General features: G+C 33.7%; 22 protein-coding genes. 17 read left to right on the plus strand and 5 right to left on the minus strand.

The window, feature by feature from the left end:
* The first annotated feature begins 128 nt into the window (after nucleotides 1–128).
* Both AB1410_11610 and AB1410_11615 read left to right on the plus strand, forming a co-directional pair.
* Nucleotides 129–1529 carry an ATP-binding protein gene (locus AB1410_11610; GenBank protein MEW6457346.1) on the plus strand — a complete coding sequence of 467 codons (1401 nt, stop codon included), beginning with the start codon at nucleotides 129–131 and terminating at the stop codon, nucleotides 1527–1529.
* A 10-nt stretch (nucleotides 1530–1539) separates the two neighbouring features.
* A complete protein-coding gene (locus AB1410_11615) occupies nucleotides 1540–2931 on the plus strand; it encodes a sigma-54 dependent transcriptional regulator (protein MEW6457347.1) in 1392 nt (463 codons plus the stop codon).
* Nucleotides 2932–3036: 105 nt separating this feature from the next.
* Here the strand turns inward: AB1410_11615 and AB1410_11620 are convergent, their stop codons facing one another.
* From AB1410_11620 to ileS, 4 genes are read right to left on the minus strand one after another with little or no spacing between them, the layout of a single operon-like run.
* A complete protein-coding gene (locus tag AB1410_11620) occupies nucleotides 3037–3945 on the minus strand; it encodes an RluA family pseudouridine synthase (protein ID MEW6457348.1) in 909 nt (302 codons plus the stop codon).
* A gap of 4 nt (nucleotides 3946–3949) precedes the next feature.
* On the minus strand, nucleotides 3950–4735 hold the full coding sequence (lgt, locus tag AB1410_11625; GenBank protein MEW6457349.1) for a prolipoprotein diacylglyceryl transferase: 786 nt from the start codon (nucleotides 4733–4735) through the stop codon (nucleotides 3950–3952).
* Nucleotides 4720–5247, minus strand: coding sequence for a signal peptidase II (lspA, locus tag AB1410_11630; protein MEW6457350.1), 528 nt, complete (start codon nucleotides 5245–5247; stop codon nucleotides 4720–4722). Before lspA ends, lgt begins: the two co-directional genes overlap by 16 nt.
* The gene (gene ileS, locus AB1410_11635) at nucleotides 5228–7996 is read right to left on the minus strand and encodes an isoleucine--tRNA ligase (protein MEW6457351.1); all 2769 of its coding nucleotides are present in this window, start codon (nucleotides 7994–7996) and stop codon (nucleotides 5228–5230) included. The genes lspA and ileS overlap by 20 nt, the downstream gene beginning before the upstream one ends.
* 662 nt (nucleotides 7997–8658) lie before the next feature.
* On the opposite strand from ileS, the gene AB1410_11640 reads away from it, so the two are divergent.
* The 15 genes from AB1410_11640 to AB1410_11710 all read left to right on the plus strand — a co-directional run bounded on the left by AB1410_11640 (nucleotide 8659) and on the right by AB1410_11710 (nucleotide 24334).
* Nucleotides 8659–9351 carry a site-2 protease family protein gene (locus AB1410_11640; GenBank protein MEW6457352.1) on the plus strand — a complete coding sequence of 231 codons (693 nt, stop codon included), beginning with the start codon at nucleotides 8659–8661 and terminating at the stop codon, nucleotides 9349–9351.
* A gap of 37 nt (nucleotides 9352–9388) precedes the next feature.
* Nucleotides 9389–10372, plus strand: a complete 984-nt coding sequence (trpS, locus tag AB1410_11645; protein MEW6457353.1) for a tryptophan--tRNA ligase — start codon at nucleotides 9389–9391, stop codon at nucleotides 10370–10372.
* On the plus strand, nucleotides 10372–11118 hold the full coding sequence (locus tag AB1410_11650; protein MEW6457354.1) for a segregation/condensation protein A: 747 nt from the start codon (nucleotides 10372–10374) through the stop codon (nucleotides 11116–11118). Before trpS ends, AB1410_11650 begins: the two co-directional genes overlap by 1 nt.
* Nucleotides 11087–11635, plus strand: a complete 549-nt coding sequence (gene scpB / locus AB1410_11655; protein MEW6457355.1) for an SMC-Scp complex subunit ScpB — start codon at nucleotides 11087–11089, stop codon at nucleotides 11633–11635. Before AB1410_11650 ends, scpB begins: the two co-directional genes overlap by 32 nt.
* A gap of 19 nt (nucleotides 11636–11654) precedes the next feature.
* On the plus strand, nucleotides 11655–12767 hold the full coding sequence (gene hisC / locus AB1410_11660; protein ID MEW6457356.1) for a histidinol-phosphate transaminase: 1113 nt from the start codon (nucleotides 11655–11657) through the stop codon (nucleotides 12765–12767).
* Nucleotides 12768–12847: 80 nt separating this feature from the next.
* Nucleotides 12848–13723: a 4-hydroxy-3-methylbut-2-enyl diphosphate reductase gene (gene ispH / locus AB1410_11665; protein ID MEW6457357.1), complete on the plus strand. Its 876-nt coding sequence runs from the start codon at nucleotides 12848–12850 to the stop codon at nucleotides 13721–13723.
* Complete coding sequence (locus tag AB1410_11670; GenBank protein ID MEW6457358.1) at nucleotides 13710–15428, plus strand: 30S ribosomal protein S1; 1719 nt, start codon at nucleotides 13710–13712, stop codon at nucleotides 15426–15428. The genes ispH and AB1410_11670 overlap by 14 nt, the downstream gene beginning before the upstream one ends.
* A 22-nt stretch (nucleotides 15429–15450) precedes the next feature.
* Nucleotides 15451–15723, plus strand: coding sequence for an HU family DNA-binding protein (locus AB1410_11675; protein MEW6457359.1), 273 nt, complete (start codon nucleotides 15451–15453; stop codon nucleotides 15721–15723).
* Nucleotides 15723–16208 (plus strand): HIT domain-containing protein, encoded by a 486-nt coding sequence (locus AB1410_11680; GenBank protein ID MEW6457360.1) that lies wholly within the window; start codon nucleotides 15723–15725, stop codon nucleotides 16206–16208. The genes AB1410_11675 and AB1410_11680 overlap by 1 nt, the downstream gene beginning before the upstream one ends.
* Nucleotides 16209–16218: 10 nt before the next feature.
* A complete protein-coding gene (gene polX / locus AB1410_11685; GenBank protein ID MEW6457361.1) occupies nucleotides 16219–17946 on the plus strand; it encodes a DNA polymerase/3'-5' exonuclease PolX in 1728 nt (575 codons plus the stop codon).
* Between the two features lie 30 nt (nucleotides 17947–17976).
* Nucleotides 17977–19116 (plus strand): acyl-CoA dehydrogenase, encoded by a 1140-nt coding sequence (locus AB1410_11690; protein MEW6457362.1) that lies wholly within the window; start codon nucleotides 17977–17979, stop codon nucleotides 19114–19116.
* Nucleotides 19117–19312: 196 nt separating this feature from the next.
* The gene (locus tag AB1410_11695) at nucleotides 19313–20794 is read left to right on the plus strand and encodes an ATP-binding protein (GenBank protein ID MEW6457363.1); all 1482 of its coding nucleotides are present in this window, start codon (nucleotides 19313–19315) and stop codon (nucleotides 20792–20794) included.
* 4 nt (nucleotides 20795–20798) lie between these two features.
* Complete coding sequence (locus AB1410_11700; GenBank protein MEW6457364.1) at nucleotides 20799–22196, plus strand: sigma-54 dependent transcriptional regulator; 1398 nt, start codon at nucleotides 20799–20801, stop codon at nucleotides 22194–22196.
* Nucleotides 22197–22500: 304 nt separating this feature from the next.
* A complete protein-coding gene (locus AB1410_11705; protein ID MEW6457365.1) occupies nucleotides 22501–23724 on the plus strand; it encodes a hypothetical protein in 1224 nt (407 codons plus the stop codon).
* Nucleotides 23725–23806: 82 nt separating this feature from the next.
* On the plus strand, nucleotides 23807–24334 hold the full coding sequence (locus AB1410_11710; GenBank protein ID MEW6457366.1) for a cytochrome c family protein: 528 nt from the start codon (nucleotides 23807–23809) through the stop codon (nucleotides 24332–24334).
* Nucleotides 24335–24346: 12 nt separating this feature from the next.
* On the opposite strand, the gene ispG is transcribed toward AB1410_11710, so the two are convergent.
* Nucleotides 24347–25432 carry a flavodoxin-dependent (E)-4-hydroxy-3-methylbut-2-enyl-diphosphate synthase gene (gene ispG / locus AB1410_11715; protein MEW6457367.1) on the minus strand — a complete coding sequence of 362 codons (1086 nt, stop codon included), beginning with the start codon at nucleotides 25430–25432 and terminating at the stop codon, nucleotides 24347–24349.

Raw genomic sequence — 25432 nt, forward strand, 5'->3', positions numbered from 1 at the left:
ACTTTATTTATATCATCCCCGCCATAAAGGGCAGGGTTTTCTAAGAGGGTAAATCTAAGCTACTAACAGCAAGCTCCATGAAATTCGTTGCTTTGCACTTTCAAATTTTGTATAAATCTAAAAAGATAATGTATAATGAAAAAAAAGCAATGATTATAAAAGAACGAACCCATAAACTGGAAGAGAAATTGTTTGAAACTGAAGCCATGATGATAAGCTGGTTTATAGAGCTTCGCTGGATAGCTTTTGCCCTTGCATTGATTTTTTGTTTATGGGGTGTGTACATTTTTGGTGTTGTCAAAGAAAGTACATGCCGTGTACCTTTAACCATTTTTACTGTTTCTATAGGAATTAGTAATGGTATTTTTCTTTATCTATCAAAAAAGCAGATCTCAACCCGTTTACAACTTTTTATTCAGATTATTTCTGACCTTTTTATTTTGACAGGCATATTGCATCATTCCGGTGGTGCTGAAAATCCATTGTTCATGCTATATGTATTTCATGTATTTATAGCGAGTATACTTCTATCTAAAAGTGATGCATATAAAGTAACAGTTATGGCATGTGTTTTTTTTGCCACTCTTTCTATTCTTGAATACTCTCATATTCTACCACACTATACTTTGGAAGTCTTTCCTCATTATGAAGATAAACATGCCTCCCATGATCCCCTTTATACGTTTGGAATTTTAGGGGTTTTTATCATGGTGATGTTTGTTTCAACATTATTTGCTACATCCCTTGCTGAAAATTTGCGCACTCAAATCAAAAAGCAAAAAGAGATAGCCTCACAACTTGTCCAGGCTGCAAAAATGTCAGCGATTGGAGAAATAGCGGGAAATATTGCCCATGAAATAAACAATCCAATTGGTATCATAATAATGAAAACAAAAACATTGCTTTCAGATTTTCGACAACATCTATCAGAAAAGGTAATCTCAGACATTGAGAAAATAGACAAACATGCAGCACGAATTGCAACTATTATAACTGGTCTTTTGAGTTTTGCACGTCCATCGGTGAATAAAAAAGAACCCCTTGATATAAATAAAGTTATAGAGGAAAGTTTTAATTTAATACGATCGCGAGTTGAAATTGAACGGATTTCTTTAAAATTTGATTTAGAAGGCAATCTTCCAAGAATTATTGGAAATTTTAATGAATTACAACAGGTTATCATCAATATTGTAAATAATGCTGTTGATGCAATGCCAGATGGTGGAGAACTTATGGTTCGAACTTCTCGTTCAGGATATATGAATAATCAGACCACTGAAGATGTGGAAATTGAGATCGCTGATACTGGAAAAGGTATTCCGTCCGAGCACAAAGAGTTAATTTTTACGCCATTTTTTACAACCAAGGGTAAAAAAGGCACGGGACTGGGCCTTACCATATGCGATGGAATAATCAGAGATCATAATGGAAAAATCAGGATTGAATCAACCCTTGGAAAGGGAAGCAGGTTTCATATTTTTCTTCCCTGTGCAAGAGGTGAACAAGTTTATACGGGAGAAAAAAATTAAAAGTTAAGAAATGAAGATTCCAAAAGTCCTCATAGTTGATGATGAACCTGATATGCTTGAGGTCTGCGAGGATGCTTTAAAGAGATTAGATCTGAGCGTATCAACTGAAGCGAATGTATTAAATGCCCTGGAAATGTTAAATAAAAATGACTGGGCTCTCGTGCTTGTGGATTTAAAGATGCCGGAGATGGATGGAATAAGCTTTCTTAAAAAAGTCCTGGAGATCTCTCCCGAAACGATGGTTTGTATGATAACAGGATATCCCACTGTTGAAACTGCAGTGGAAGCAATAAAACTTGGAGCTTATGATTATGTCATCAAGCCCTTTACTCCAGAACAGATTCGGGTTGTAGTGAAGCGTGCTCTTGAGCAAAAATATTTAAGAGAAGAAAATGTTTTTCTCAGAAGACATTTCGAGCAAACATATAAGTTTGATAATATAGTGGGGAAAAGCCAACCAATGCAAAAAATTTTTGAACTTATTAATCAAGTAGCTCCAACTGATTCTGATGTATTGCTGATAGGGGAGAGTGGAACAGGTAAGGAGTTGATTGCACGAAGTATCCATACTCGAAGCAATCGAAAAGATAGACCATTTGTTCCTGTGGACTGCAGCGCGATACCTGAGAATTTAATGGAAAGCGAATTTTTTGGATATGAAAAGGGAGCTTTTACTGATGCATCAACCTCAAGAATGGGACTTCTTGAATTTGCCCATAAAGGAACATTCTTTTTAGATGAGATATGCGAACTCAGTCTTTCATTGCAGGCTAAACTTCTAAGGACTTTACAGGAGAGAAGTTTTAGAAGAATAGGAGCAAGGGAAGAGAAAAGAGTCGATGTACGGGTTATAGCGGCAACTAATCGGGATATTGATGAAGAAGTCAAAGAAAAAAGGTTTCGTGCAGACCTTTATTATCGTATAAATGTCGTTAAAATATATGTTCTGCCTCTCAGAGAGAGAAGAGAGGATATAGAATTGTTAACAGAGTATTTTGTTGATCGCTATTCAAGAGAGATAGGAAAACCAATAAAAGGTGTTGATAAGGATGTAAAGGAAGTGCTTTTAAATTATTCATGGCCTGGTAATGTAAGGGAATTTCAGAATATTATTAAAAGAGGAATAATATTAACTCAGAATGAGTATATCAAGCTAAGCGATATTCCCAATGAAATTGCAGTACTGGCAGGAAAGGAAAAAGTTCAAAATCAAGGAATTTCAGGATTTTTTGAACTCCGTTCTCATGAAATGGCGAAGTTTGAAAGAGAATATTTGGAGAAATTACTCACAAGATTCAAGGGTGATGTTTCGGAGGCTGCAAAGGAAGCGAAACTTCCAAAGGGCACATTATACAGATTTCTCAAAAAATATAAGCTCAGGACTGATAATTTTCGAAAGTAAAGCGCGGCTTTAAATTAGATTGAAATCTAAAGGGAAGAGACGACCCTGACATAGAAAAAAGTACCCCATCTACTTTTTTCTTTTTTAAATGTGAGAATTTTTATGTTATAGTCTATCCCAGATTTCTTTTAACTCAGAGGGAAGGGGAGAGTAAAGTTTTACTTTTTCCTTTTTTTCAGGATGAAAAAATTCTATGGAATAAGAATGGAGTGCCATACGGGGAAAAGTGTCTTTCTTTTTTCCGTATTTTTTGTCTCCTAAAATGGGACTTCCTATCGAAGAGAGATGAACCCTTATCTGATGAGTTCTTCCTGTTTTTGGAGTCAGCTTTATAAAGGAGAATCCTTTTTTTTCATCGAGGATTTTATAAAAGGTTAAAGCTTCCCTTCCTTTTTTTGTTTTTGGAGATATTTTTTTTCTATCCCTTAAATCTCTTCCGAGAGAATAATCAATCTTCCCTGTTTTTGCCTGTAGATTACCATGAATAATCGCAAGATATTCTTTTGAAATTTCTCTTTTTCTAAATTGATTCTGAAGAGCTAAATAAGTCTTCTGATTCTTTGCAACTACAATTATACCAGAGGTCTCTTTGTCAAGCCTGTGAACGATTCCTGGCCTTTTTTCATGTCCAACACTTTTTATCTCAAGCCTTAAAAAGATTAGAGCATTGACAAGAGTGTGAGAAATATTACCTGCACCTGGATGAACCACCATTCCAGAAGGTTTATCTATTGCAATTATTGAATTGTCTTCATATATAATTTTTAATGGAATATCTTGAGGGATTAATTCATCTGTATCTTTTTCTTCATGATGTACTTGAATATATTCATTGGTTTTTACCCTGTGATCAGCTTTTCTCATAATCTGATTGCTTATTAAAACTTTTCCTTCAAGAATTAGTTGTTTTGCCTTTGATCGAGAGATTTCTGGGATTTTTTTTGAGATAAATAAATCCAATCTCATGTTCTGTTCGTTATGATTAACATTTAGCCTGTAAATTTTTTGATTCAACTTTTTATTTTTTCCTGAAGTAAAAGAAAAATAAAAGAGAGGCAATAATTCCTATGGAACTTATAAACTGCGGAATAGAAAATGAGGTGAATGCAGATGTGCCTGTAATTAAATATCCTCTGTCTGGATCTCCTCTAAAGTATTCTAATACAAATCTTGCAACAGAATAATTGATTATGTAAAAAAAGAAAACCTGACCATCATATTTTCTCTTTTTTAAAAGGAAAAATAAAAAGCCAAAGTTTAGAAAATTGAATATAGCCTCAATAAGCTGGGTTGGATACAGAGGAATTCCCAATGGAACTCCTGTATTTTGAGAGGCTAATGGATCTGAAAAAATAATCGATAAAAATAAATTACTGGGCCTTCCATAACAACAGCCTGCTGAGAGACATCCGAGTCTACCGAAGGCATGACCAAGGGCTAAGGAAGGAACGACTATATCGCCTGTTTTTAAAACCGGAAGATTATTTTTTCTGAGATGCCATACAGAAAACAGTATTCCAAAAATAAGCCCTCCATAAAAATGACCTCCAGCACGAAGAAGATTTAAAATTTCTTTTGGATTTGTTATGTAGAATTGAAATTCGCTGAGAAAAAGAAATAATTTTGCTCCAACTAAAGAAATAATAAGGACATAAAAGACAAAATCAACCATTTTTTTTGATGAAAGTCCAAATTTTTTTGCGTTATAGGAAAGAATCCATATACCTAAAAGAAATCCTATTGCAAGGAGAAATCCATAGGTATGAATTTCTAAAGAGCCTATTTTTATCAGGACAGGGTGCAATCAGTTCTCCTGGTTTTTTTTCTTTTTATATATAATATGTCCAATACAATTATGAAAGCTCCTATGGTTATAAATGTATCAGCTAAATTAAAGGTTGGCCAGTGGAATTTTTTATAATGAAGGTCAATAAAATCAATAACCCAGAGATTAAAAATTCTATTCCATAGGTTTCCAAAAGCTCCTCCCAGAATAAGAGAAAGAGCCACCTTAATTGTTTTTTGTTCAAGGGGAGTTTTTATAAAAATGTAGATTACAAATCCGATTGCAATAATGGATAAGAAAGTAATTAATCTTGTTGCTCCATGGGTTGCGTTAGAGAAAAAGCCAAAGATAGTTCCCCTGTTTAAAACATAGGTGAAATTCAAAAGTCCTTTTATGATTACCCTTGTTTCATACATTGTTAAACTATTCTGTATTAATATCTTAGTGATTTGATCTAAAAGAAAAGCAACTGAGATTATAAGAAAATATAGGGCATTCTTTTTCATGGATTTATAGTGTCTGGATAACATTTATACAACGAGGACATAAATCAGGGAAATCAGGAGATTTACCTGTATCTGATTTATAATTCCAGCATCTACTGCATTTTTTTCCTTCAGATTTTTTTACATCGATTAAGATTTCTTCAAAGTTTCCAAAATTTAGTTTCACGTTTGAAACAAGAAATATGTCAGGGAGATAATTTTTATAGTTTTCAAAAAAATTTTTATTTTTTTCTGGAGATTGTATAAAAGCATCTGCTTCTAAAGAATTTCCGATTTGTTTCAACCTTCTTAATTCTTCAATTGATTTTAAAACCCTATCTCTTAATGAAATTAGAAGTTCCCATTCCTTTTCTTCTTTATTAGAGAGCCACTCTTTTTCAAAATCTGGCATTGTATTTAAATGAACTGAGATTTCCTTGCCATTAAAATCCGGAATGAATTTCCATGCTTCTTCTGTTGTAAAAGGAAGTATTGGACTCATTATGATTAAAGTATCTTTCAATATTTCGAATATGGCAGCCTGAGCTGCTTTTCTCGTTGAAGACAAAGGATGAAAACAGTAAAGCCTATCCTTTATTACATCAAGATAAAAAGAACTGAGGTCTATTGTGAAAAGATTGTACACAGCATGAAATATTGAATGATACTGGTAATCATCGTATGATTTCAAAATTTTCTTCGCTATTGTATTTTTTCTTTGAAGAATGTATCTATCTAAGGGCTCATAACTTTTTTCATCTGTATCTTTTTCTACATTAAAATCATAAAGATTTCCTATCATAAACCTCCAAGTATTTCTTATTTTTCTGTATGCCTCTATGAGTCTTTCCAAAATTTCATCTCCGAGCCTTATATCTTCTTTGAAATCAACCATAGCCACCCATAATCTGAGAATCTCTGCGCCCTTTTTTTCAATTATATCCTGAGGAGAGATGACATTTCCCAGAGATTTTGACATAGCTCTTCCCTGTTCATCGAGAACCCATCCATGAGTTATGACATTCTTGAAAGGAGATGCACCTTTAACTCCCAATGCTACAAGAAGAGATTTATTAAACCATCCTCGATACTGGTCATTTCCTTCGATGTAAATATCAGCTGGCCATCTCTGATTTTCATCCTCTTCGAGAACAGAATGGGATGAGCCAGACTCAAACCACACATCTAAAATGTCAGTTTCTTTTCTGAAACTGGAGGAATTGCAATTTTCACATCTGAAATTCTGAGGAAGAAAGTACTCTGGGTCTTTTTCAAACCAGGAATTTGATCCCTCTTTTCCAAAAATTTCTGCCACTCTTTTTATAGTCTCTTTGTTTGCAGCTATATTTCCACATTCAGTGCAGTAAAAAGCAGGGATTGGCACTCCCCATATTCTCTGTCTGGAAATACACCAGTCGGGGCTGAATGAGAGCATGTTAATCATTCTTTCTTCTCCCCATTCAGGAATCCATTTTACCTTTTTTACTGCTTCCTGAGCTCTTTTTCTGAAGTCGTTGTGATCCATCGAGATAAACCATTGCTCTGTTGCTCTAAAAATCAAAGGATTTTTACATCTCCAGCAGTGAGGATATGAATGTTCTATTTTTTCCTCGTAAAAGAGATAATTTCTTTTTTTTAGCTCTTCAACTATTAACTGATTCGCTTCAAACACATTTTTACCACCAACAAGAGGAACATCTTTTTTGAATTTACCTTTTTCATCAACGGGATTATAAATTTCAAGATTGTATTCAAGGCCTGTAAGAAAATCTTCTTCTCCATGCCCCGGAGCTGTATGAACACAACCAGTACCTTGGTCAAGAGTGACATATGAAGCAAGTACAAATATAGATTCTCTTTCATAGAATGGATGATGGGCTTTAAATCCTTCTATTTCTTTTCCTTTAAAATTGAGGATTTCTTTATAAGGTTTCTCCTCAGCTTTTTTTGTGATTTCAGGTATTAGTCTATTAGCTGCGATAAAAGTCTCTCCTCCGAGTTCAAATATTGAATAATCGAATTCAGGATGGAAAGCAATCGCAAGGTTTGCAGGAAGAGTCCACGGAGTTGTTGTCCAGATAAGAACATATATTTTTTTGTTTTTAATAGTCGGAAATTTTTCAGATAGATCCGAGGAAAGAGGAAATTTAACCCATATCGAAGGAGATGCATGTTCATGGTATTCAATCTCTGCTTCAGCAAGGGCGGTTATGCAATTGAAACACCAGAGAACAGGTTTTTTCCCCCTGTAGATATATCCTTTATCAAAAAATTCTCCCAAATAATTTATGATTGAAGCCTCATAAGATGGATTCATCGTAAGGTATGGATTATCCCATTCTCCAAAAACACCCAGTCTTTTGAATTCTTCTCTCTGAATATCTATAAATTTTTTTGCGTAGAGTTCACATTCCTTACGAATTTCAGGGATTTTCATTTTTTTCTTTTTTTCTCCTAAAATCTGGTCAACCTTATGTTCTATAGGAAGCCCGTGGCAATCCCATCCTGGAAGATATGGTGACTTAAAACCGCTGATAGTTTTTGATTTTATGATGAAATCCTTTAAGATTTTATTCAAAGCTGTCCCAAGATGGATATGGCCATTTGCATAAGGAGGACCATCATGGAGAATAAATAAAGGTGATTTCTTTCTTATCTCAATTATTTTTTTGTATACAGAGATTTCATCCCAGAATTTTAATATTTCAGGTTCTTTTTTAGGCAAATCAGCTTTCATTGGAAAATCTGTTCTTGGGAGGTTCAAAGTTTCTTTATAGTCTTTTTTCTCACTCATCAATGCCTCTCAACGTTTATCAATTTTAACTTTTATCTGCGGATTGGTCAATCTTTTATATTTAAATATGTATTTAAATTGAGAGGTCAACCATCTCCTGAACGACATATCAACGAGCATCTTAATACTTAATAGAGAATAAATTCTAAACATAAAAGAGTGAGCAGGAAGGGTGGCGGAGAAACCGAAGGTTCCTGAAAACCGTCACGAATGCGGAGCGGGATAAGTGAGGGGGAGCGAAGCATGAGTGCTCCCGCACTAACTTTATTTATTCCAAAAAAATTAAGTGATTGAAGTAGAGATATTATGAATTCCTTAATTTATAGCAAACGCATAAAATATTGTTACATGTAGGGCAAGGCTTTAGCCTTGCATTAAGCAACCCCCGAATCAAGTTTGGGGCAGGCTCTAAAGGGTTGCCCTACAATTTATTCAATGCGTTTGTATTAGGTAATAATAAGTTAGTGCGGGACTGGGGAAAATACAGCGTGTTTTCGGAGTCACCCTTCCTGATCACTCTTAAACTATAATGAGAGAGAACTTCTGAGCGAAAGAGATGGTTGACCTCTCAATTCTTTATTAATAAAAAATCTTTGACACATATTGGAAAAAATGAAATAATTTTTATATTATAAAGAATTATTCAAAAGAGGTTATAAATAATGGATATAATTAATATAATTATTTCTTTTGCTGTAGTACTTTTTTCTCTTTCTGTTCATGAGAGTTTTCACGCCTGGACAGCATATAAATTTGGAGATCCAACTGGAAAGATGATGGGAAGGATTACTCTTAATCCGATTGCTCATATAAGCATTATTGGAACGATTATTTTTCCTCTTCTTTTGGCATTTCTGAAAGCTCCCATCTTTGGTTGGGCTAAGCCAGTTATGGTAAATACCAGATATTTGAGAGATCCGATCAGGGATAACATGTGGATTTCTGCAGCAGGTCCCCTTTCAAACCTTGGAGTTGCTTTTATCTCCTTTTTAGTTTTGATAATTCTAAAACAGATTGATCCATCAATAGCTTTTTTCCTGACGAGCTATTTTACAAAGAGTGTTTCACTGAGTTCAGGAATTTATTTAGCAAAAGGTTTAGCTATTCTTGCCTTTACCATGCTTTTTATAAACCTTACCCTTGCAATCTTTAATTTGATTCCGATTCCTCCTCTTGATGGGAGCAATGTTCTTTTAGGCCTCCTTCCAAGAAATTTATATCTTCAGTATCAAAAGATTTTTCCTTACGGATTTCTGATTCTATTTCTTTTCCTCTATCTTGGAGTTATAGATTTAATTTTTCGTATTGTCCTTTCTCCAGTTATAAGAATTGTCTTGAAAGTCCTTCTCATTTAAATAGAAAAAATGTATCATAAATGATAAACTTATTCAGATGAAAAAGGTAGTTCTTAGTGGTATGAGACCATCAGGTCCTCTTCATCTTGGTCACTGGGTTGGTGCTTTATCGAACTGGGTGAGATTTCAGGATGAATATGAATGTTTTTTTGAAATAGCCACATGGCATGCTCTAACCTCGGAATATCAAAATGCAAAAGAGATAAAACAGTGGATATCTGATATAATTCTTGACTGGCTTTCAGTAGGTCTTGCCCCAGAGAAATGTGTAATGTTTAATCAATCGGAGGTAAAGGAACATTCAGAACTTCATCTTCTGCTTTCGATGATAATTCCTGTTCCCTGGCTTGAGAGAGTTCCCACTTATAAAGACCAGCAACAACAGATTTCAAACAGAGATTTAAACACATATGGATTCCTTGGATATCCAGTTCTTCAGACTTCAGACATAATAATTTATAAAGCTGAGCTGGTTCCCGTTGGAGAAGATCAGGTTTCCCATGTGGAACTTGCAAGAGAGATAGTAAGAAGATTCAATAATTTCTATGGATATGTTTTTCCGGAGCCAGAGGCCTATCTTACCCCGATTCCAAGATTACTCGGAACAGATGGAAGGAAAATGAGCAAGAGTTATGGAAATGCAATTTATCTTAAAGATTCTTCTGAAGAAATTGAAGGAAAGATTCTTCCGATGGTAACAGATCCGAAAAGGAAGAGGAAAACTGATCCAGGAGAGCCTGAAGATTGTCCGGTGTTTGATTATCATAAAGCTTTCTCGAATAGAGAAGAAATCGATTGGGTAATGAATGGCTGCCGATCTGCCGGGATTGGATGTATTGATTGCAAAAAGGTTTTAATTAAAAATTTGAATGAATTCCTGAACCCTGTAAGGGAAAGAAGATTAAAGTTTTCAATCAAACCTGATCTTGTTTATCAGATTCTCCTGGAGGGAGCAAGCAGAGCAAGAGAAAGGGCTAAGATCACAATGGAAGAGGTTAGAGAGAGAATTGGAATAAGATAGTGGACAATACCCTCACTGATTATCAGGTTAGACTTGAGATATTCGAAGGTCCGTTGGATTTACTTCTTTTTCTTGTCAAAAAGGAGAAAATAAATATCTGGGATGTTTCTCTCTCAAAGATAACAAGAGAATACTTAGAGTATTTAGAGAAAAAAGATAAAATAAACTTAAGCAGGGAAGGCGACTTTCTTCTCTGGGCAGCTACTCTTATATATATTAAATCCCTAAAATTACTGCCAAGAAATAAAGAGATGTCAGAAAAAGAAGAGGAGGAAATAGATTTAATCAGTAGAATCGATAATTATGATAAGATAAAAGTCATTTCCAGCATTCTGAAAGAAAAGGAGATAGCAAATACTCTTTTCTTTAAAAAAGAAAGCCCCCCTGAATTCGATGAGAATGAGTTCTATCTTGAAGATATTAATCTCTACGATTTAGCAAAAAGTTTTTTTCAGCTCCTTAAGAAGAAAGAGCAGGAAGAGTTTTTAATAGTAAGGGGAAGAAGATTTTCGATAGAGGAAAAAATTGATGAAATACTCCAGATTCTTAAAGTTGAAAAATACATAGAATTCCTATCTTACATAGAAGGTAGAAGTTCCCTTGAAGAAGCATTTGTTGCATTTTTTGCTCTTCTTGAATTGATAAGAAGAAGAGTAGTTACTGCGAAGCAGAAAAAGAGTTTTAATAAAATTCATGTGTGGTTAAATAAAGAAGATGGAAGATACTTTAGAAAAAGAAAAAATTAAAAGCATAATTGAATCACTTATTTTTGCTTCTCATGAACCTTTAAATGTTGAAAAAATAAAGAATGTTCTTTCCGAGTATGATTCGACTAAGGTTGAGCGAGCGATCGATGCCCTTATAGAGGATTATTCCAATAATAAGAGAGGAATAGTATTGCGAAAGATTGGTGGTGGGTATGAATTTTACACTAATCCTGAGTACGAGAAATGGGTAAGAAATGTATCGAAGCCAAAGAATTTCCAAAAATTGTCCCAGGCATCTTTAGAAACCCTTGCTTCAATTGCATACAAAGGACCTTTAACATTATCAGAAATTTCATTTTATCGTGGGGTGAATTCATCAAGTCCGTTAAGAACCCTTCTTGATAAAAAATTGGTAAGAATAGTAGGAAAAAAGAATTCGCCTGGAAGACCTTCTCTTTATGGTTTAACTAAAGAATTTTTCAAATATTTTGGGATAGATTCTATTGAAGACTTACCTTCTATAGAAGAAATTGCCAGTATAATTGAGGAAAAATAATTTTTTTAAGGAGTCATAGATGAATAAATTAATACCAAAACATATACTGGAAATACATCCCTATGTTCCAGGAAAGCCTGTTGAAGAACTTCAGAGAGAGAGGGGCATTGAAAATGTTATTAAGTTAGCTTCCAATGAGAATCCTTTGGGTCCGTCTCCTAAAGCAGTTGAGGCGATGAGAAGGGTGTTAAAAGACTCCCATCTCTATCCTGAGGACCATGCTTATTACCTCCAAAAGACACTGGAAGAAAAGTTAGGGTTTCCATTTGACCAGATTATTGTCGGGGCTGGAACAACAGAATTGATTAAAATTATTGCGCACTCATTTTTAAATTTTAATGAAAAAGCAATAATGTCCGAGAAGTCTTTCCTGATGTATAAACTTGCAACTCAGGAAGTTTGTGGAAGTAAAGGATTGATTAAAATACCCACAATGAAAGATTATTCGTATGATCTTAGCAGTTTTCTTGAAAATGTAAAACCTGGCGTTAAGTTAATATGGATAGCAAATCCAAATAATCCTACAGGGGCTATGATAAAAAAGAGTGAGATGAGAAAATTCCTCGATCAATTGCCAGATAAAGTAATAATCGTTATCGATGAGGCTTATTTCGAATATGCAATAGACAGAGATTATCCTGATGGAACTGAATTTGTCAAAGAGGGAAGAAACGTAATAGTCCTGAGAACTTTTTCAAAGATATATGGATTGGCCGGGCTCAGAATTGGATATGGAATCTCAAGATCGGAAATAATAAAAAATCTTTATAGAGTTAAAGCTCCATTTAATACGTGCAGAATTGCCCAGGAGGCCGCTCTGGCAGCTCTTGAGGATGATGAACATGCGAGAAGAAGCAAGGAAAATAATAAAAAAGGAAAGGAGATGATTTACAAGTTCCTTGATAAACTTGGAGTTGAGTATGTGAGGTCTTTCACAAATTTTGTGATGATAAACCTTCCTTTTTCTGCTCAGATTTTATACGAAAAACTCTTAGACAGGGGGGTTATTGTCAGGCCTTTAGATGCTTTTGATGCCCCAGATTCTATTCGCGTTACTGTTGGAACAGAAGAGGAAACCAAAATATTTTTAAAAGCATTTGAAGATGTTTTCTCAGAGTTGATAAGTAAATAATTCCAACATAAGACTTTAATTTGTTCCCCAAAAAAGTTGACAATTTTTAATGCAGTAATATATATTTTAATTTAATATCTATGAACATAATTGTTTCTCAGGAATCAGGATTTTGTTATGGAGTGAAGCGAGCTTTAGATATTGTAAAGAAAACTCGAAAAGAGAGAAATCAAAAAATACAAACTTTAGGTCCTTTAATTCATAATCCTGGAGTTGTAAAAAAATTAAATGAAGAAGGAATTGAAGTATGTGAATCGATCGATGATTTGAATTCGGGCATTGCAATAATAAGAACTCACGGAATTTCTCCTCAATCTTTAAAAGAAATAAAAAATAAAGGAATTGAAATAATAGATGCCACATGTCCTTATGTCAAAAAATCTCAGATGATAGCCAAGAGGCTTTATGAAGATGGATATGAGGTAGTAATAGTAGGAGATAGAAATCATCCTGAAATTGTAGGTATTCAGGGATTTCTTAATGATATGGGAGTGATTGTAAAAAGTGAGGAAGAGGCCATGGGTCTTCCATTTAAAAATAAAAAAGCATTAATAGCTCAAACAACTCAGGATGAAAATCTTTTTGAAAGAATAGCTTCAATCTTGTTGAAAAACTCTTTAGAATTGAGGGTTTTCAATACAATTTGTGATTCCACCTCATTAAGACAGAAATCAGCAGCTTCCATTGCAAAAGAAGTTGATGTTATGGTCGTTCTTGGAGGAAAGGCAAGCTCAAACACAAATAAACTTTATAACATCTGTAAAAAGATACGGGATGAGACCTATTTAATTGAAAATCCTGATGAGCTTCCATTGAATGTTTTAAAAGGAAAAAAATCAATAGGAATTTCAGCAGGTGCATCAACACCCAATGAAGATATTGATGCTCTTATAGATAAAATAAACCAGCTTGATGATCAGCCTGCAAAAGGGAGTTTTTTAAATGGAAGAAGTTAAAGAAGGCTTTATCGAAAAAGAAGGTAGATTCTCTAACTGGGAAGAACTGCTTGAAAAATATGAGTTCAATCAGAAGGACATTTTTGAGGGAAATATTCTGAAAGGAAAAATTATAAAAATTTCTAAGGATGAAGCAGTAGTTAATGTTGGTTTTAAGGCGGATGGGATAATTCCGATTGAAGAACTTTTTAATTGGAAGAAGGAAATTGGATACAAAGAGGGGGATAAAATTTTAGTAACAATTGAAAGAAGTGACTTGCGTGATGGATATCTGACACTATCAAAAAAGAAAGCAGATTTTCTTATTGGATGGAAGTTGCTAGAGAAAGCTCATAATAGAAAATTTCCAGTGAGAGGAAGAATTGAGCAGAAAGTTAAGAATGGTTATATAGTAAATGTGGGTATCCCAGTCTTTCTACCAGATTCTCAAATTGAAATCAGGCCCAAAAAAAATGATGAAGATTTAATTGGAAAGATTCTTGATTTTAAAGTAATAAAACTTGATAAGAAAAATAATAAGGTAGTTGTCTCCAGAAAAGTTTTAGTTGAGGAAGAAAAAGAGGAAAGGAAAAATTTTATATTCAACACCTTGAAAGAAGGAAAATTAGTAAAAGGAAAGATTACTTCGATTAAAAATTGGGGTATTTTTATCGACCTGGGAGGAGTAGAGGGACTTCTTCATATCAATGATATTTCATGGGGAAGAATAAGTCACCCCTCAGAAGTATTTAGTAGAGGAGAAGAAGTCGAAGTTGTCGTGCTTAAAATTAATAGAAATGAGGGTAAAATTGCTCTTGGGTATAAACAGAAAACTCCAAATCCATGGGATGTTGTTGATAGGAATTATAGAGTAGGTCAGAAAATAAAAGGGAAAGTTGTTGGCGTAACTGAATTTGGAGTTTTTGTAGAAATAGAAAAAGGAATGGAGGGATTGATTCATTTATCCGATTTGAGCTGGGATAAGAGAATTAAGAATCCTAAAAAAATTCTTTCTCCCAACGATACAATTGAGGTAGTTATTCTTGATATAAAAAAAGAGGAAAAGAAAATTTCACTGGGATTAAAACAAGTGGGAGAATCTCCATGGGAAAAATTTTGTAATTCTCACACAGTAGGCCAGATAGTTAAAGGAAGGATCAAAAATCTCACTGATTTTGGAGCATTTTTAGAAATAGAAAATGGGGTGGAAGGATTAATTCACATATCCGATATTTCTTGGTCAAAGATTTCTCATCCTTCGGAGGTCTTAAAACCAGGGGATAAGGTCGAAGCAGTAATATTGAAATTGAATAAGGAAGAAAAGAAACTCTCTCTGGGAATAAAACAATTAAAAGAAGGATTATGGCATGAGTTTTTTAAAAATTACAAAATAGGAGATTTAGTTAATGTAAAAATACTGAGAACCACAAATTTTGGAGTATTTGTTGAGTTAATGCCTGGCATTGATGGCCTAGTTCATGTTTCTGAAATAGATGGAGCAAATAGAGAAGAAGCTTTGAAAAACTTAAAGATTGGCGAGATAAAAAAAGCTATGATAATAAAAATGAGCCCCCAAGAGAAGAAAATTGGATTGAGTTTTAAGGCAGCAGTCAGAAACGAAGAGAAACACGAGCTCGAGAGTTCGATGAGTAAAAAGAAATCAACTCTTGGTAGTTTTATGAATACTCAAATTAAAAGTCTATCAAATCAGGGAAAGAATAGATAAGATAAATGTTAAGAGGAAGAAAATGACAAAAGCAAAGCTTGTTTCAGAACTTTCAAAAAGAATTAATATCGATAAAGAAGAATCTGAAATAATAACCAATTTATTTTTCAGAAACATTACAGAAGCCCTAAAGAATAATGAAAGAGTAGAACTAAGAGGATTTGGTACTTTTAATATAAAGAGAAAAAAAGGAAGAGTTGCAAGAAATCCACGAACAGGAGAAAAAGTTAAAGTAGATTCAAAGACTGTAGTATATTTCAAACCAGGAAAACTTTTAAAAAAACTTTTTGATTGATGGAGTATATTTTAGCTCCCTGGAGATGGGAATATATTAAAAATGCTCATAATATGCCAAATTGTATATTCTGTGATTCTTTGAAATTAAACTCTGATGAGGATGCTTTTATTCTCTTCAGAGGAAATTATAATTTTATAATAATGAACAAATATCCTTACAATACAGGTCATTTGATGATAGCTCCATATCGGCATCTTTCATCTCTTGAAGATTGCTCTGAGGAAGAAGGGAAAGAAATGCTCGAACTTTTGAAGTCTTCGATCTCTAACATTAAAAAATTATTTCAACCGCAAGGGTTTAACATTGGTATGAATTTAGGGAAATCTGCCGGAGCTGGAGTGCTTGAGCACTATCATCTCCATGTGGTTCCAAGATGGGAGGGAGATTCAAATTTCATGGCAATTTTCGGAAATACAAAAGTTCTTGTTTCAGATGTGTCAACTGTTTATGAGAAATTAGCGCCTTTATTCAAGAATAAATAATTTTTTAGATATGACCAATTCTCAGATTGCAAAAATCTTCAATGAAATTGCAGATCTTTTGGAGATAAAGGGTGAGAATCCCTTTAAAATAAGAGCGTACAGGAAAGCTGCTCTTAATATAGAAAGTCTTGCTGAAGATATGAAGACCTTACTTGAAAAGAAACAATTAGAAGATTTACCCGGAATTGGCAAAGAATTAGCAAAAAAAATTGAAGAAATTTTTAGCACCGGAACACTCAGAAAATTAGAAGAGTTACGAAAAGAAGTTCCCTCTTCATTGGTAGAGCTTTTATCAATACCAGGACTTGGTCCTAGAACTGCCAAAATTTTGTATGAAAATCTTAATATCCAAAGTATAGATGAATTAGAGAGGATGGCTAAAGAGCATAAACTCAGAAACCTTCCAGGAATTCGTGAAAAAACTGAAGAGAATATTCTTAAAGGAATAGAAATATTAAAGAAAGGAAGAGAAAGATTACCCCTATATCAGGCTCTAAGCATCACAACAAATATATTGAATGCTCTTCAATCTCTTCCAGAGATCGAAAAAATTAGCCCCGCAGGGAGTGTGAGAAGAAAAAAAGATACAATAAAGGATATTGATATTCTTATAACCTCTGCCAATTCTGGGAAGGTTATGGATAAGTTTACCTCCCTTCCAGAGGCGAAAGAAATTATTGCAAAGGGAGTTACAAAATCTTCCATAAGAACTGAGGAAGGAATTCAGGTGGATTTAAGAGTGGTTGAGCCTGATTCATTTGGTTCAGCTCTGCAATATTTTACCGGATCAAAAGAACACAACATCAGGTTAAGAGAAATGGCAAGGGAGAGAAATCTGAAAATAAATGAGTATGGAATATTCAACGAGAAAACAGGTAAAAAAATAGGAGGACGAGAAGAAATAGAAATTTATAAAACTTTGGGACTATCATTTATTGAGCCAGAGTTAAGAGAAGACAGAGGGGAGATTGAAGCAGCGCTTGAGAGAGAACTCCCGGTTCTTATTGAATTATCCGATATAAAAGGAGATTTACATGTTCACAGTAAATGGAGCGATGGTCACCATGCGATAGAAGAAATAGCTGAAACTGCAATTGGAAGAGGATATGAATACATAGCAATTACTGACCATTCAAAATCATTGGGAGTGGCAGGAGGTTTATCAGAGAAAGAACTCTTCAAGCAAATTGATGAGATAGATAGATTGAATGAGAAACTCCGGAAAAAAAATTTCTATGTATTTAAAGGAATTGAGGTTGACATTGATAAAGATGGCAATCTTGATTTCAGCGATGATGTCCTTTCAAAACTTGATGTTGTAATTGCCGCGATCCATACAGGATTTAAGCAGGACATAAAAACTCAAACTCGAAGGATTGTAAGGGCAATGAAGAATAAATATGTTAATTTGATTGCTCATCCCTCAGGAAGGCTTTTAGGAGAGAGAGAGGCTTATGAGCTTGATATGGATGAGATCTTGAAAGTTGCTAAAGATACTAGAACAAACATTGAAATAAATGCATATCATTTAAGATTGGATTTAAGGGATATATTCTGCAAAAAGGCTAAAGAATTAGAAGTAAAAATGGCAATCGGAACAGATGCCCATATCTTAGATCAATTAGATTATATTAAGCTTGGTGTTTATGTGGCAAGAAGAGGATGGCTTGAGAAAAAAGATGTTTTAAACACTTATCCCTTGATAGAAATTGGAAAATATTTAAATAAAAGAATTTAAGAATTTTAACCATCCATCAAGGGAATAATTATGAAAATTGAATTTACCGAAGAACAGGAGCTTTTAAAAGAGATGGTACACGAATTTGTGGAAAAAGAGATGAGGCCAAATGTTAAAGAGTTTGAGGAGAAAGGGCTGTTTCCTGAAGAAATATTTAAAAAATTAGCAGGTCTCGGCATCATGGGAATGTCAGTTCCATCTGAATATGGAGGAAGTAATTTAGACCTTGTTTCTTCATGTATTGTTTACGAGGAAATATCGAGGGTATGTCCTTCAACTTCCATTACTTTGTCAGTTCACAATTGTGCCTTTTGTTATCCAATAGCTAAATTTGGGAGTGAAGCCCAGAAAAGAAGATATTTAGTACCAGCTGGAAGAGGAGATTTTATTGGAGCTTTTTCTCTTACTGAACCTGGTGCCGGCTCTGATGCTCAGGGTATTCAAACAAAGGCGGAGAGAAAAGGAAATTTATACATTCTAAACGGAACAAAGAACTGGATAACATCAAGTTCTATAGCAGGAGCATTCATTGTAATGGCTAAAACATCTCCAATCGCTGGCTCAAAATCCATTAGCGCTTTTATAATTGATAAAGATTCGCCTGGTCTTAAATTAGCTAAAATTGAAGATAAGATGGGCATCAGGTCTTCCAAGACCGGAGAATTATTTCTTGAAGATTGCATTGTCCCTGAATCAAACCTTTTAGGAGAAGAGGGAATAGGATTAAAAATTGCCTTTACTGCCCTTGATGCCTCAAGAATAGGGGTTGCTGCCCAGGCAGTAGGAATAGCCCAGAGTGCCATGGAGGAGGCAATCAAATACTCAAAAGAGAGAAAAGCATTCGGTAAATCAATTTCAGAGTTCCAGGCTATACAGTTTATGATTTCAGAAATGGCAACTCAAATAGAAGCTGCAAGACTTTTAACTTACAGAGCAGCTTATCTAAAAGATCAAGGAAAGCAGTACACAAAAGAAGCCTCTATGGCAAAACTCTACGCTTCTGAAATTGCAAATAGGGTGGTCTATAATGCTCTTCAGATTCATGGAGCCTATGGATATTCAAAGGAATATTTGATAGAAAAACTTTTCAGAGATGCGAGAGTAACCACAATATATGAAGGAACCTCTGAAATTCAGAGAATCGTAATTGCAAGAAGACTGCTTCAATAAGCAATGGACAGTAAGCAGTAAAAAACATTATCTATTACCATTTATCATATTTTTTTCATTATAATTCTGAAGTGATTATTCATAGAGAAGAGAATGAAAGCTATACAAAAATCTATATATCAATTTCTCGAATAAGGCATATCAGGAAAAGATAGAGACATAGAAAGATGGCATAATAATTGCTTATAAATCAAGGATGAAGAAAAAATTGTTTTTAACCTTGAAATTTAAAATTTCTATTATTGTATTGTTGACTTTAATAATAAGCATTGGGATTTTGAATTACTATGACCTTAAATACCGTTCTATTTTGGAAGATTCTGTGTCAAAGGAGAACATAAGTATTTTAAGTTCATCCATTGAAAATGTTCTTACAGCTCCTATGGTAGAAGGGAAAATAGAGCTGGTTCAAAAGATCATAACGAACATATCTATAAAAAATGAAATTGTAAATTTTAAGATCGTTTCTGATGTAGGAAAAATAGTGTCCTCTTCTGTAAAGGAAGAAATTGGGAAGAAAGTCGAAATGGAAATTAAAGAAGCTATTGGTGAGATTTTAAAAAGCAACAAAAAAGAACCATATTTTAAAAAAGAAAAAACAAGCTTTTTCTATGTTAAGTCAATAACGAATAATCATAGATGTTACTCCTGCCATAATCCTGAAAAGAAAATTAACGGATTTTTATACATAAAATTTAACTTTAATAGAATTAAAAAAATAACAGAAGAAGACACAGAAAGAATGGTATTGATTTCATTAGTTATCTTAATTTTGACATTTTTATTTTTAAGGATAGCCTTCAAAAAATACATAAATAATCCAATTGTCTCAATTTTAAAGTATATGAGAGAAATCGAAAAGGGGAATTTCAAAGTTAGAGCCAATTTCAGAGGAAATGATGAAATTTCTCAGTTGGGAGAGAAGTTCAACCATATGGCAGAAAGGGTTGAAGAGATTTATGCCGAAAAAGAAAGAATTCACAGTGAAGAGATGAGATATGCAGAACATCTTGCATCCCTTGGAGAACTCGGAGCAGGATTGGCTCATGAGATAAAAAACCCCCTTACAGGTATAAAAGGAGCTCTTGAGACTATAATTGAGGAGAACCCTAAGAAAGAGAATTTAAGGGATATACTTAATGCAGTTCTTTCTCAAATTGACAGGATAAATGAAGTTATCAAGGAGTTCTTGATTTACGCTAAACCAAAGCAGCCTCAGCTTGTTATGTCAAACATGTGCAGAATAGTTAAAAATGCTATAAAAATAGTTGAGTTTTATTATTTCAACAAAAAGATTGAATTCAATTCTCTGTGTCCTGTTAACCTTCCAAATCAATACCTTGATGAAGATCAAGTTCAACAGGTACTGGTAAATCTGTTAATGAATAGCATTGAATCAATAGAGAATGAGGGGAAGATATCCTTAATTCTGAATGTATTAAATAAAAAAGGTATTGAAATAAAGATTATTGATAATGGAAGAGGAATTCCAAAAGAGAATATGCCGTTAGTTTTCAAGCCTTTTTTTACAACAAAACCAAGAGGTACAGGTCTTGGACTTTCTGTATGTAAGAGAATTATTGAGAACCATAAAGGTCGAATAAGTATTGAGAGTGAAGAAGGTCAAGGCACAATTGTTTCAATTTTTTTTCCTTTTATTAAAAATTTGGAAATATAAAATTATGAAGAAAGCCCGGATTCTGATAGTAGATGATGAATATTTAATAAGGTGGAATCTGAAAAAGAAATTAGAAAAATGGGGATATATCCCATTCGAAGCATCAACAGGAAAAAGTGCTATTGAAGAAACTCAGAGAATAAATCCTAATTTAGTCATTCTTGACTTAATTCTTCCTGATTTGAAAGGGACAGATGTTTTGAAAGAAATTAAAAAAATAAATCCGAACATTTCTGTTATTGTTATAACAGCATACGGAACGATTGAAGATGCAGTTTTTTCAATCAAAGAAGGAGCTTTTGATTTTATAACAAAACCAATAAATTATGAGGTTTTAGAAAATCTTGTTAAAAATTCCCTTGAAGCTCACTTTCTTAAAGAAGAAATAATTTTTTATAAGGAGAAAGAGAAAGAAGAAGCATTGACTGACAAAATTGTTGGCGACTCTTTCAGGATAAAAGAAGCATTAGATCTCGCATTGAAAGTAGCCAGAAGTGAAGCATCTACAGTATTACTTTTAGGAGAAAGTGGAACGGGCAAAGAATTATTTGCAAAATTTATTCATTATAATTCGAAAAGAAGCTATGGCCCTTTTATCCCTATAAATTGTTCAACTTTGCCTGAAAATCTTCTGGAAAGTGAATTATTTGGCTATGAAAAAGGTGCTTTTACTGATGCCAAAGCTCAAAAGAAAGGATTGTTTGAAGTGGCTGACGGAGGAACAATTTTTCTTGATGAGATAGGAGATATGAAGCCAGCTCTTCAGGTAAAATTATTGAGAGTTCTTGAAGATAATTATTTTAGAAGAATAGGGGGAATTCATGAAATATATGTTGATGTGAGGGTAATAGCAGCTTCCAATCATGAATTGGAGAAAGATGTAGAAAAAGGGGATTTCAGGAAAGATTTATTTTATCGATTGAATCTATTTCCCATTAAATTACCTCCTCTCAGGGAAAGAAAAGAAGATATTCTTCCCCTTGCAAATCATTTTATAAATATATTGAATCAAAAACTTAAAAAGAATATAAAATCAATAGAAACAAACGCTAAAAAGATACTTTTGGAGTATGACTGGCCAGGAAATGTAAGAGAATTAAAAAATGCTGTTGAAAGAGCCATGATTCTGGAAGATGATTCTATTCTCCATTCTGAGAATTTACCCATTAAGATTAAAGAAAAGAATGAATTAAATCCTGATATTCTATTTGAAATCCCTGAATGTGGTGCATCTCTTGAAAATATTGAAAAGAGTTTAATAATCAAGGCCTTACAGAAAAGTAAAGGGAATCAGAAAAAAGCAGCTGAATTGTTGAGTATTGGTAGAGATGCTATCAGGTATAAAATAAAAAAGTATAAAATAAATGTAAAAGATTTTAAAAGTAGTCATATAACCCATTAGAATAGTCAAATAAACCACATATTAATAAATTAATTAGCATATCCTTAAACCTGAGAATATCTTCTTTCTGAAAAAGAATTTTTTTCTTAAAATTAAGAAAATAATCTTAAATTTGTTTAATAAGTTAAAAATCTAATAAACATTGAATGGGGTTTGCTTATGTTTTTATGAATATGAAAAAGAGAAAATAAAACCTTTTAAATAAAGAAATTGATCATATTTTATTTACTCTTGATTTGGCATTAGAATTGCTACTAAAATATATATGTTTTACACAATATTTTTTTAAAGGAGGATGAGCTATATGAGTAAAGTTTATTTACGTAGAGTTATGTTTATTCCAGCTGTTATTCTAATATTCGGGTTTCTTGGTAATTCATATTTATTTCCACTTTCCCAGTGGACAAGGAAATATGGTGTAAGTTGTAATACTTGCCATTCTGTGTTTCCAAGGTTGAATTATTTTGGGGAAAAATTTATGCGTAATGGATATCAAATGCCAGAAACTCAAGATGGGGATGAGGTAGGTAAAAAAGCAATTGGAAACAAGCTTACAATTGGAGAGGTAGGGGATTTTGTTGGTGTCAGGCTGAACTTATCTTTAGTAGAAATTAAAACACACAGTCTTAATAAAAATGGGAAAATGGTTACTTCTTATGATTTTGGAAAACCTTCATGGGTTCAGATCTTCCCTGGCGGAACTATTTTTAAGAATGTCTCAACATTTGCAGAAATTGAATTCCAGGCGGATAAGATAGAGGTTCATTGGTTGAAGGTTGGTTTACATAATCTATTTGGAACAAGCCTTTTCAACATTAGGTTTGGGCAACTCGCTCCTACCGAGTGGCATGCTGCTTCAGGCAGATTAAGAATGATTCCACCAGCAGAAGCATGGCGTAGTGTTAAATCTTCTGGAGGTAAAGGCGAAGATTCTGTAGACATTGGCGGTGGTAAACCATCGTTAAGTATTTATGGATATAAGGTTCCATTTCTTTTTGAGGTTGGAGTTCAAGGTGGGGCAAAGGTAACAGATGTTAATGATTTCAAAAATTACTGGGGAGTAGTTCGACTCGAAATGCCCTCAGGAATGTTGGAAGGGAGTTCAATATCACTTTTTGCCTTCAAAGGAGTTGATACAAAGGATACAGCTACATCGCAGAAGAGAAATAATTTTACAAGGATTTCCCCGGCATTCAATATAAGAACAGGAGCATTTGATGCAATTTTTGCATATGTAAATGGTAAAGATGATAACTGGTACCTTACATCGACAAAACCAACAGAGGTAGCCCATAAAGGCATTTTAGCTCAATGTGGATATCTCCATAATAATATCTATTATCATATTCGATATGATTCTACTGATTATGATGATCCGAAAATAACAGATTATAAGAAGATAACCCCTTCGCTCTGGTATGTGGCAAGAGATAATTGGAAGATTGGTTTTATGGCACGATTCGATTTGACGAGTCCAAAAACCGGTAAAGTCAATGAATATCTGATAATCATGCGCAGTATGTTTTAAAAAAAGAATTTAGGGGTATAATATATTATTATACCCTCTTTTTTAAAATATTTTAATAAATTAATTTTAGAAGAAGGAGAAAATGAAAACTTCAATTATATTTTTATTTATTATTTTCATCTTTGTTTTTCTGGGTTATTCATTCCCAAACAGTGAAACAGAAGCAACTTATTTAGGTATTGCAAAATGCAAACCCTGTCATATTCAAATTTATAATTCATGGGTCAAAACTCCTCATGCAAAAGCTTATAAATCTCTAAAAGATAAAGCAAAAGTAAACAATTTTTTAAAGAGTCATAATGTAAGCAGCTTAATTCCGGAAGAAGCTCCTAAATCTCCTGATTGTGTTAGGTGTCATACGACAGGGTTTGAGTTAAATGGAGGGTTTAATTTGTCAAAGTCAAATGATAATTTAATTAATATTACATGTGAAAGCTGCCACGGCCCTGGTTCATCTCATTACTCGGCAAAAAGAGACGAAAAAGCTAAATTTATAGTTGGAAAACCGGATGAGAAGGTATGTTTGACGTGCCATACAAAAGAAATGTCACCAGGTTTTATTTACGATGAATATGTGAAAAAAGGAGTTCATGAAATAGTTAAAAGATAACCCTGGTTTAAATTATAATATTTTAAAGTCGATAGTTTTTTCTTTTAAATAAATATTTATTGTTTTAATTAATTCATCAATCATTTCATCTTCTTTTACTTTTTTTTGTATCTCTCCTTTCCTGTATATAAGTCCGACTCCTTTCCCGCATGCTAATCCTATCTCAGCCTCTGAAGCCTCTCCTGGACCATTAACAACACATCCCATTATTGCAAGGTGCAATGGATAATCGAGGTTTGCGAGCCTTCTTTCAATTTCTGAAACAATCGGGATAAGATTTACTTCAAGCCTGGAACATGTCGGACATGAAACAATTTCAACGCCTCTTTTCCTCAATCCCAGACTTTTTAGTATTTCCCAGGCAACTTTTACTTCTTCTTCTGGGTTGGATGTTAACGATACTCTTATGGTGTCTCCGATTCCTTCATAGAGAAGAATTCCGATCCCAATAGAGGATTTTATCGTGCCAGAAAAATAAGTTCCAGCTTCAGTGATTCCTACATGAAAGGGATAATCAACTTTTTCTCCAAGTAGCCTGTATGCCTTAACTGTTCTTTCAACATCTGATGCTTTTATTGAAATTTTTATATCTCGAAAATCCATGTCCTCAAAAAATTTAATGTTATTCAAAGCGCTTTCAACCATTGCTTCTGCGGTTGTAGCACCATATTTCTTCAGAATGTGTTTTTCCAGAGAACCTGAATTAATTCCAATTCTGATTGAAATCTCTTTATTTTTTGCTGACTTTATTATGGTTTTTAGCTTTTCTTTATCTCCTATGTTTCCTGGATTTATTCTGAGGCAATCAGCCCCATTCTCAATAGATTCAAGCGCCAATCTATGATTAAAATGTATATCTGCTATTACAGGAAGAGGCGATTCTTTTTTTATTTCCTTTAACGCTCTAACTGATTCTTTATCCGGTACAGAAACCCTTACTATTTCGCATCCGGCTTCTTTCAACCTGAATATCTGCGAAAGAGTCTCTTTGACATTCCTTGTATCAGTTTTTGTCATCGATTGAACAGATATTGGAGCATCTCCTCCAATGGGAACACTTCCCACATAGATTTTTCTTGTTTTTCTTCTGGTTATCAT

This window comes from Acidobacteriota bacterium (assembly GCA_040756905.1).
GTDB lineage: Bacteria > Acidobacteriota > Aminicenantia > JBFLYD01 > JBFLYD01 > JBFLYD01.

Bases quoted from the DNA above. Each gene is read 5' to 3' on its own strand.
- AB1410_11610 (MEW6457346.1), top strand. From the start codon at position 129: ATGTATAATGAAAAAAAAGCAATGATTATAAAAGAACGAACCCATAAA.
- AB1410_11615 (MEW6457347.1), top strand. From the start codon at position 1,540: ATGAAGATTCCAAAAGTCCTCATAGTTGATGATGAACCTGATATGCTT.
- lspA (MEW6457350.1), bottom strand. From the start codon at position 5,247: ATGTTATCCAGACACTATAAATCCATGAAAAAGAATGCCCTATATTTT.
- ileS (MEW6457351.1), bottom strand. From the start codon at position 7,996: ATGAGTGAGAAAAAAGACTATAAAGAAACTTTGAACCTCCCAAGAACA.
- AB1410_11640 (MEW6457352.1), top strand. From the start codon at position 8,659: ATGGATATAATTAATATAATTATTTCTTTTGCTGTAGTACTTTTTTCT.
- trpS (MEW6457353.1), top strand. From the start codon at position 9,389: ATGAAAAAGGTAGTTCTTAGTGGTATGAGACCATCAGGTCCTCTTCAT.
- scpB (MEW6457355.1), top strand. From the start codon at position 11,087: ATGGAAGATACTTTAGAAAAAGAAAAAATTAAAAGCATAATTGAATCA.
- hisC (MEW6457356.1), top strand. From the start codon at position 11,655: ATGAATAAATTAATACCAAAACATATACTGGAAATACATCCCTATGTT.
- ispH (MEW6457357.1), top strand. From the start codon at position 12,848: ATGAACATAATTGTTTCTCAGGAATCAGGATTTTGTTATGGAGTGAAG.
- AB1410_11670 (MEW6457358.1), top strand. From the start codon at position 13,710: ATGGAAGAAGTTAAAGAAGGCTTTATCGAAAAAGAAGGTAGATTCTCT.
- AB1410_11675 (MEW6457359.1), top strand. From the start codon at position 15,451: ATGACAAAAGCAAAGCTTGTTTCAGAACTTTCAAAAAGAATTAATATC.
- AB1410_11680 (MEW6457360.1), top strand. From the start codon at position 15,723: ATGGAGTATATTTTAGCTCCCTGGAGATGGGAATATATTAAAAATGCT.
- polX (MEW6457361.1), top strand. From the start codon at position 16,219: ATGACCAATTCTCAGATTGCAAAAATCTTCAATGAAATTGCAGATCTT.
- AB1410_11690 (MEW6457362.1), top strand. From the start codon at position 17,977: ATGAAAATTGAATTTACCGAAGAACAGGAGCTTTTAAAAGAGATGGTA.
- AB1410_11695 (MEW6457363.1), top strand. From the start codon at position 19,313: ATGAAGAAAAAATTGTTTTTAACCTTGAAATTTAAAATTTCTATTATT.
- AB1410_11700 (MEW6457364.1), top strand. From the start codon at position 20,799: ATGAAGAAAGCCCGGATTCTGATAGTAGATGATGAATATTTAATAAGG.
- AB1410_11705 (MEW6457365.1), top strand. From the start codon at position 22,501: ATGAGTAAAGTTTATTTACGTAGAGTTATGTTTATTCCAGCTGTTATT.
- AB1410_11710 (MEW6457366.1), top strand. From the start codon at position 23,807: ATGAAAACTTCAATTATATTTTTATTTATTATTTTCATCTTTGTTTTT.
- ispG (MEW6457367.1), bottom strand. From the start codon at position 25,432: ATGATAACCAGAAGAAAAACAAGAAAAATCTATGTGGGAAGTGTTCCC.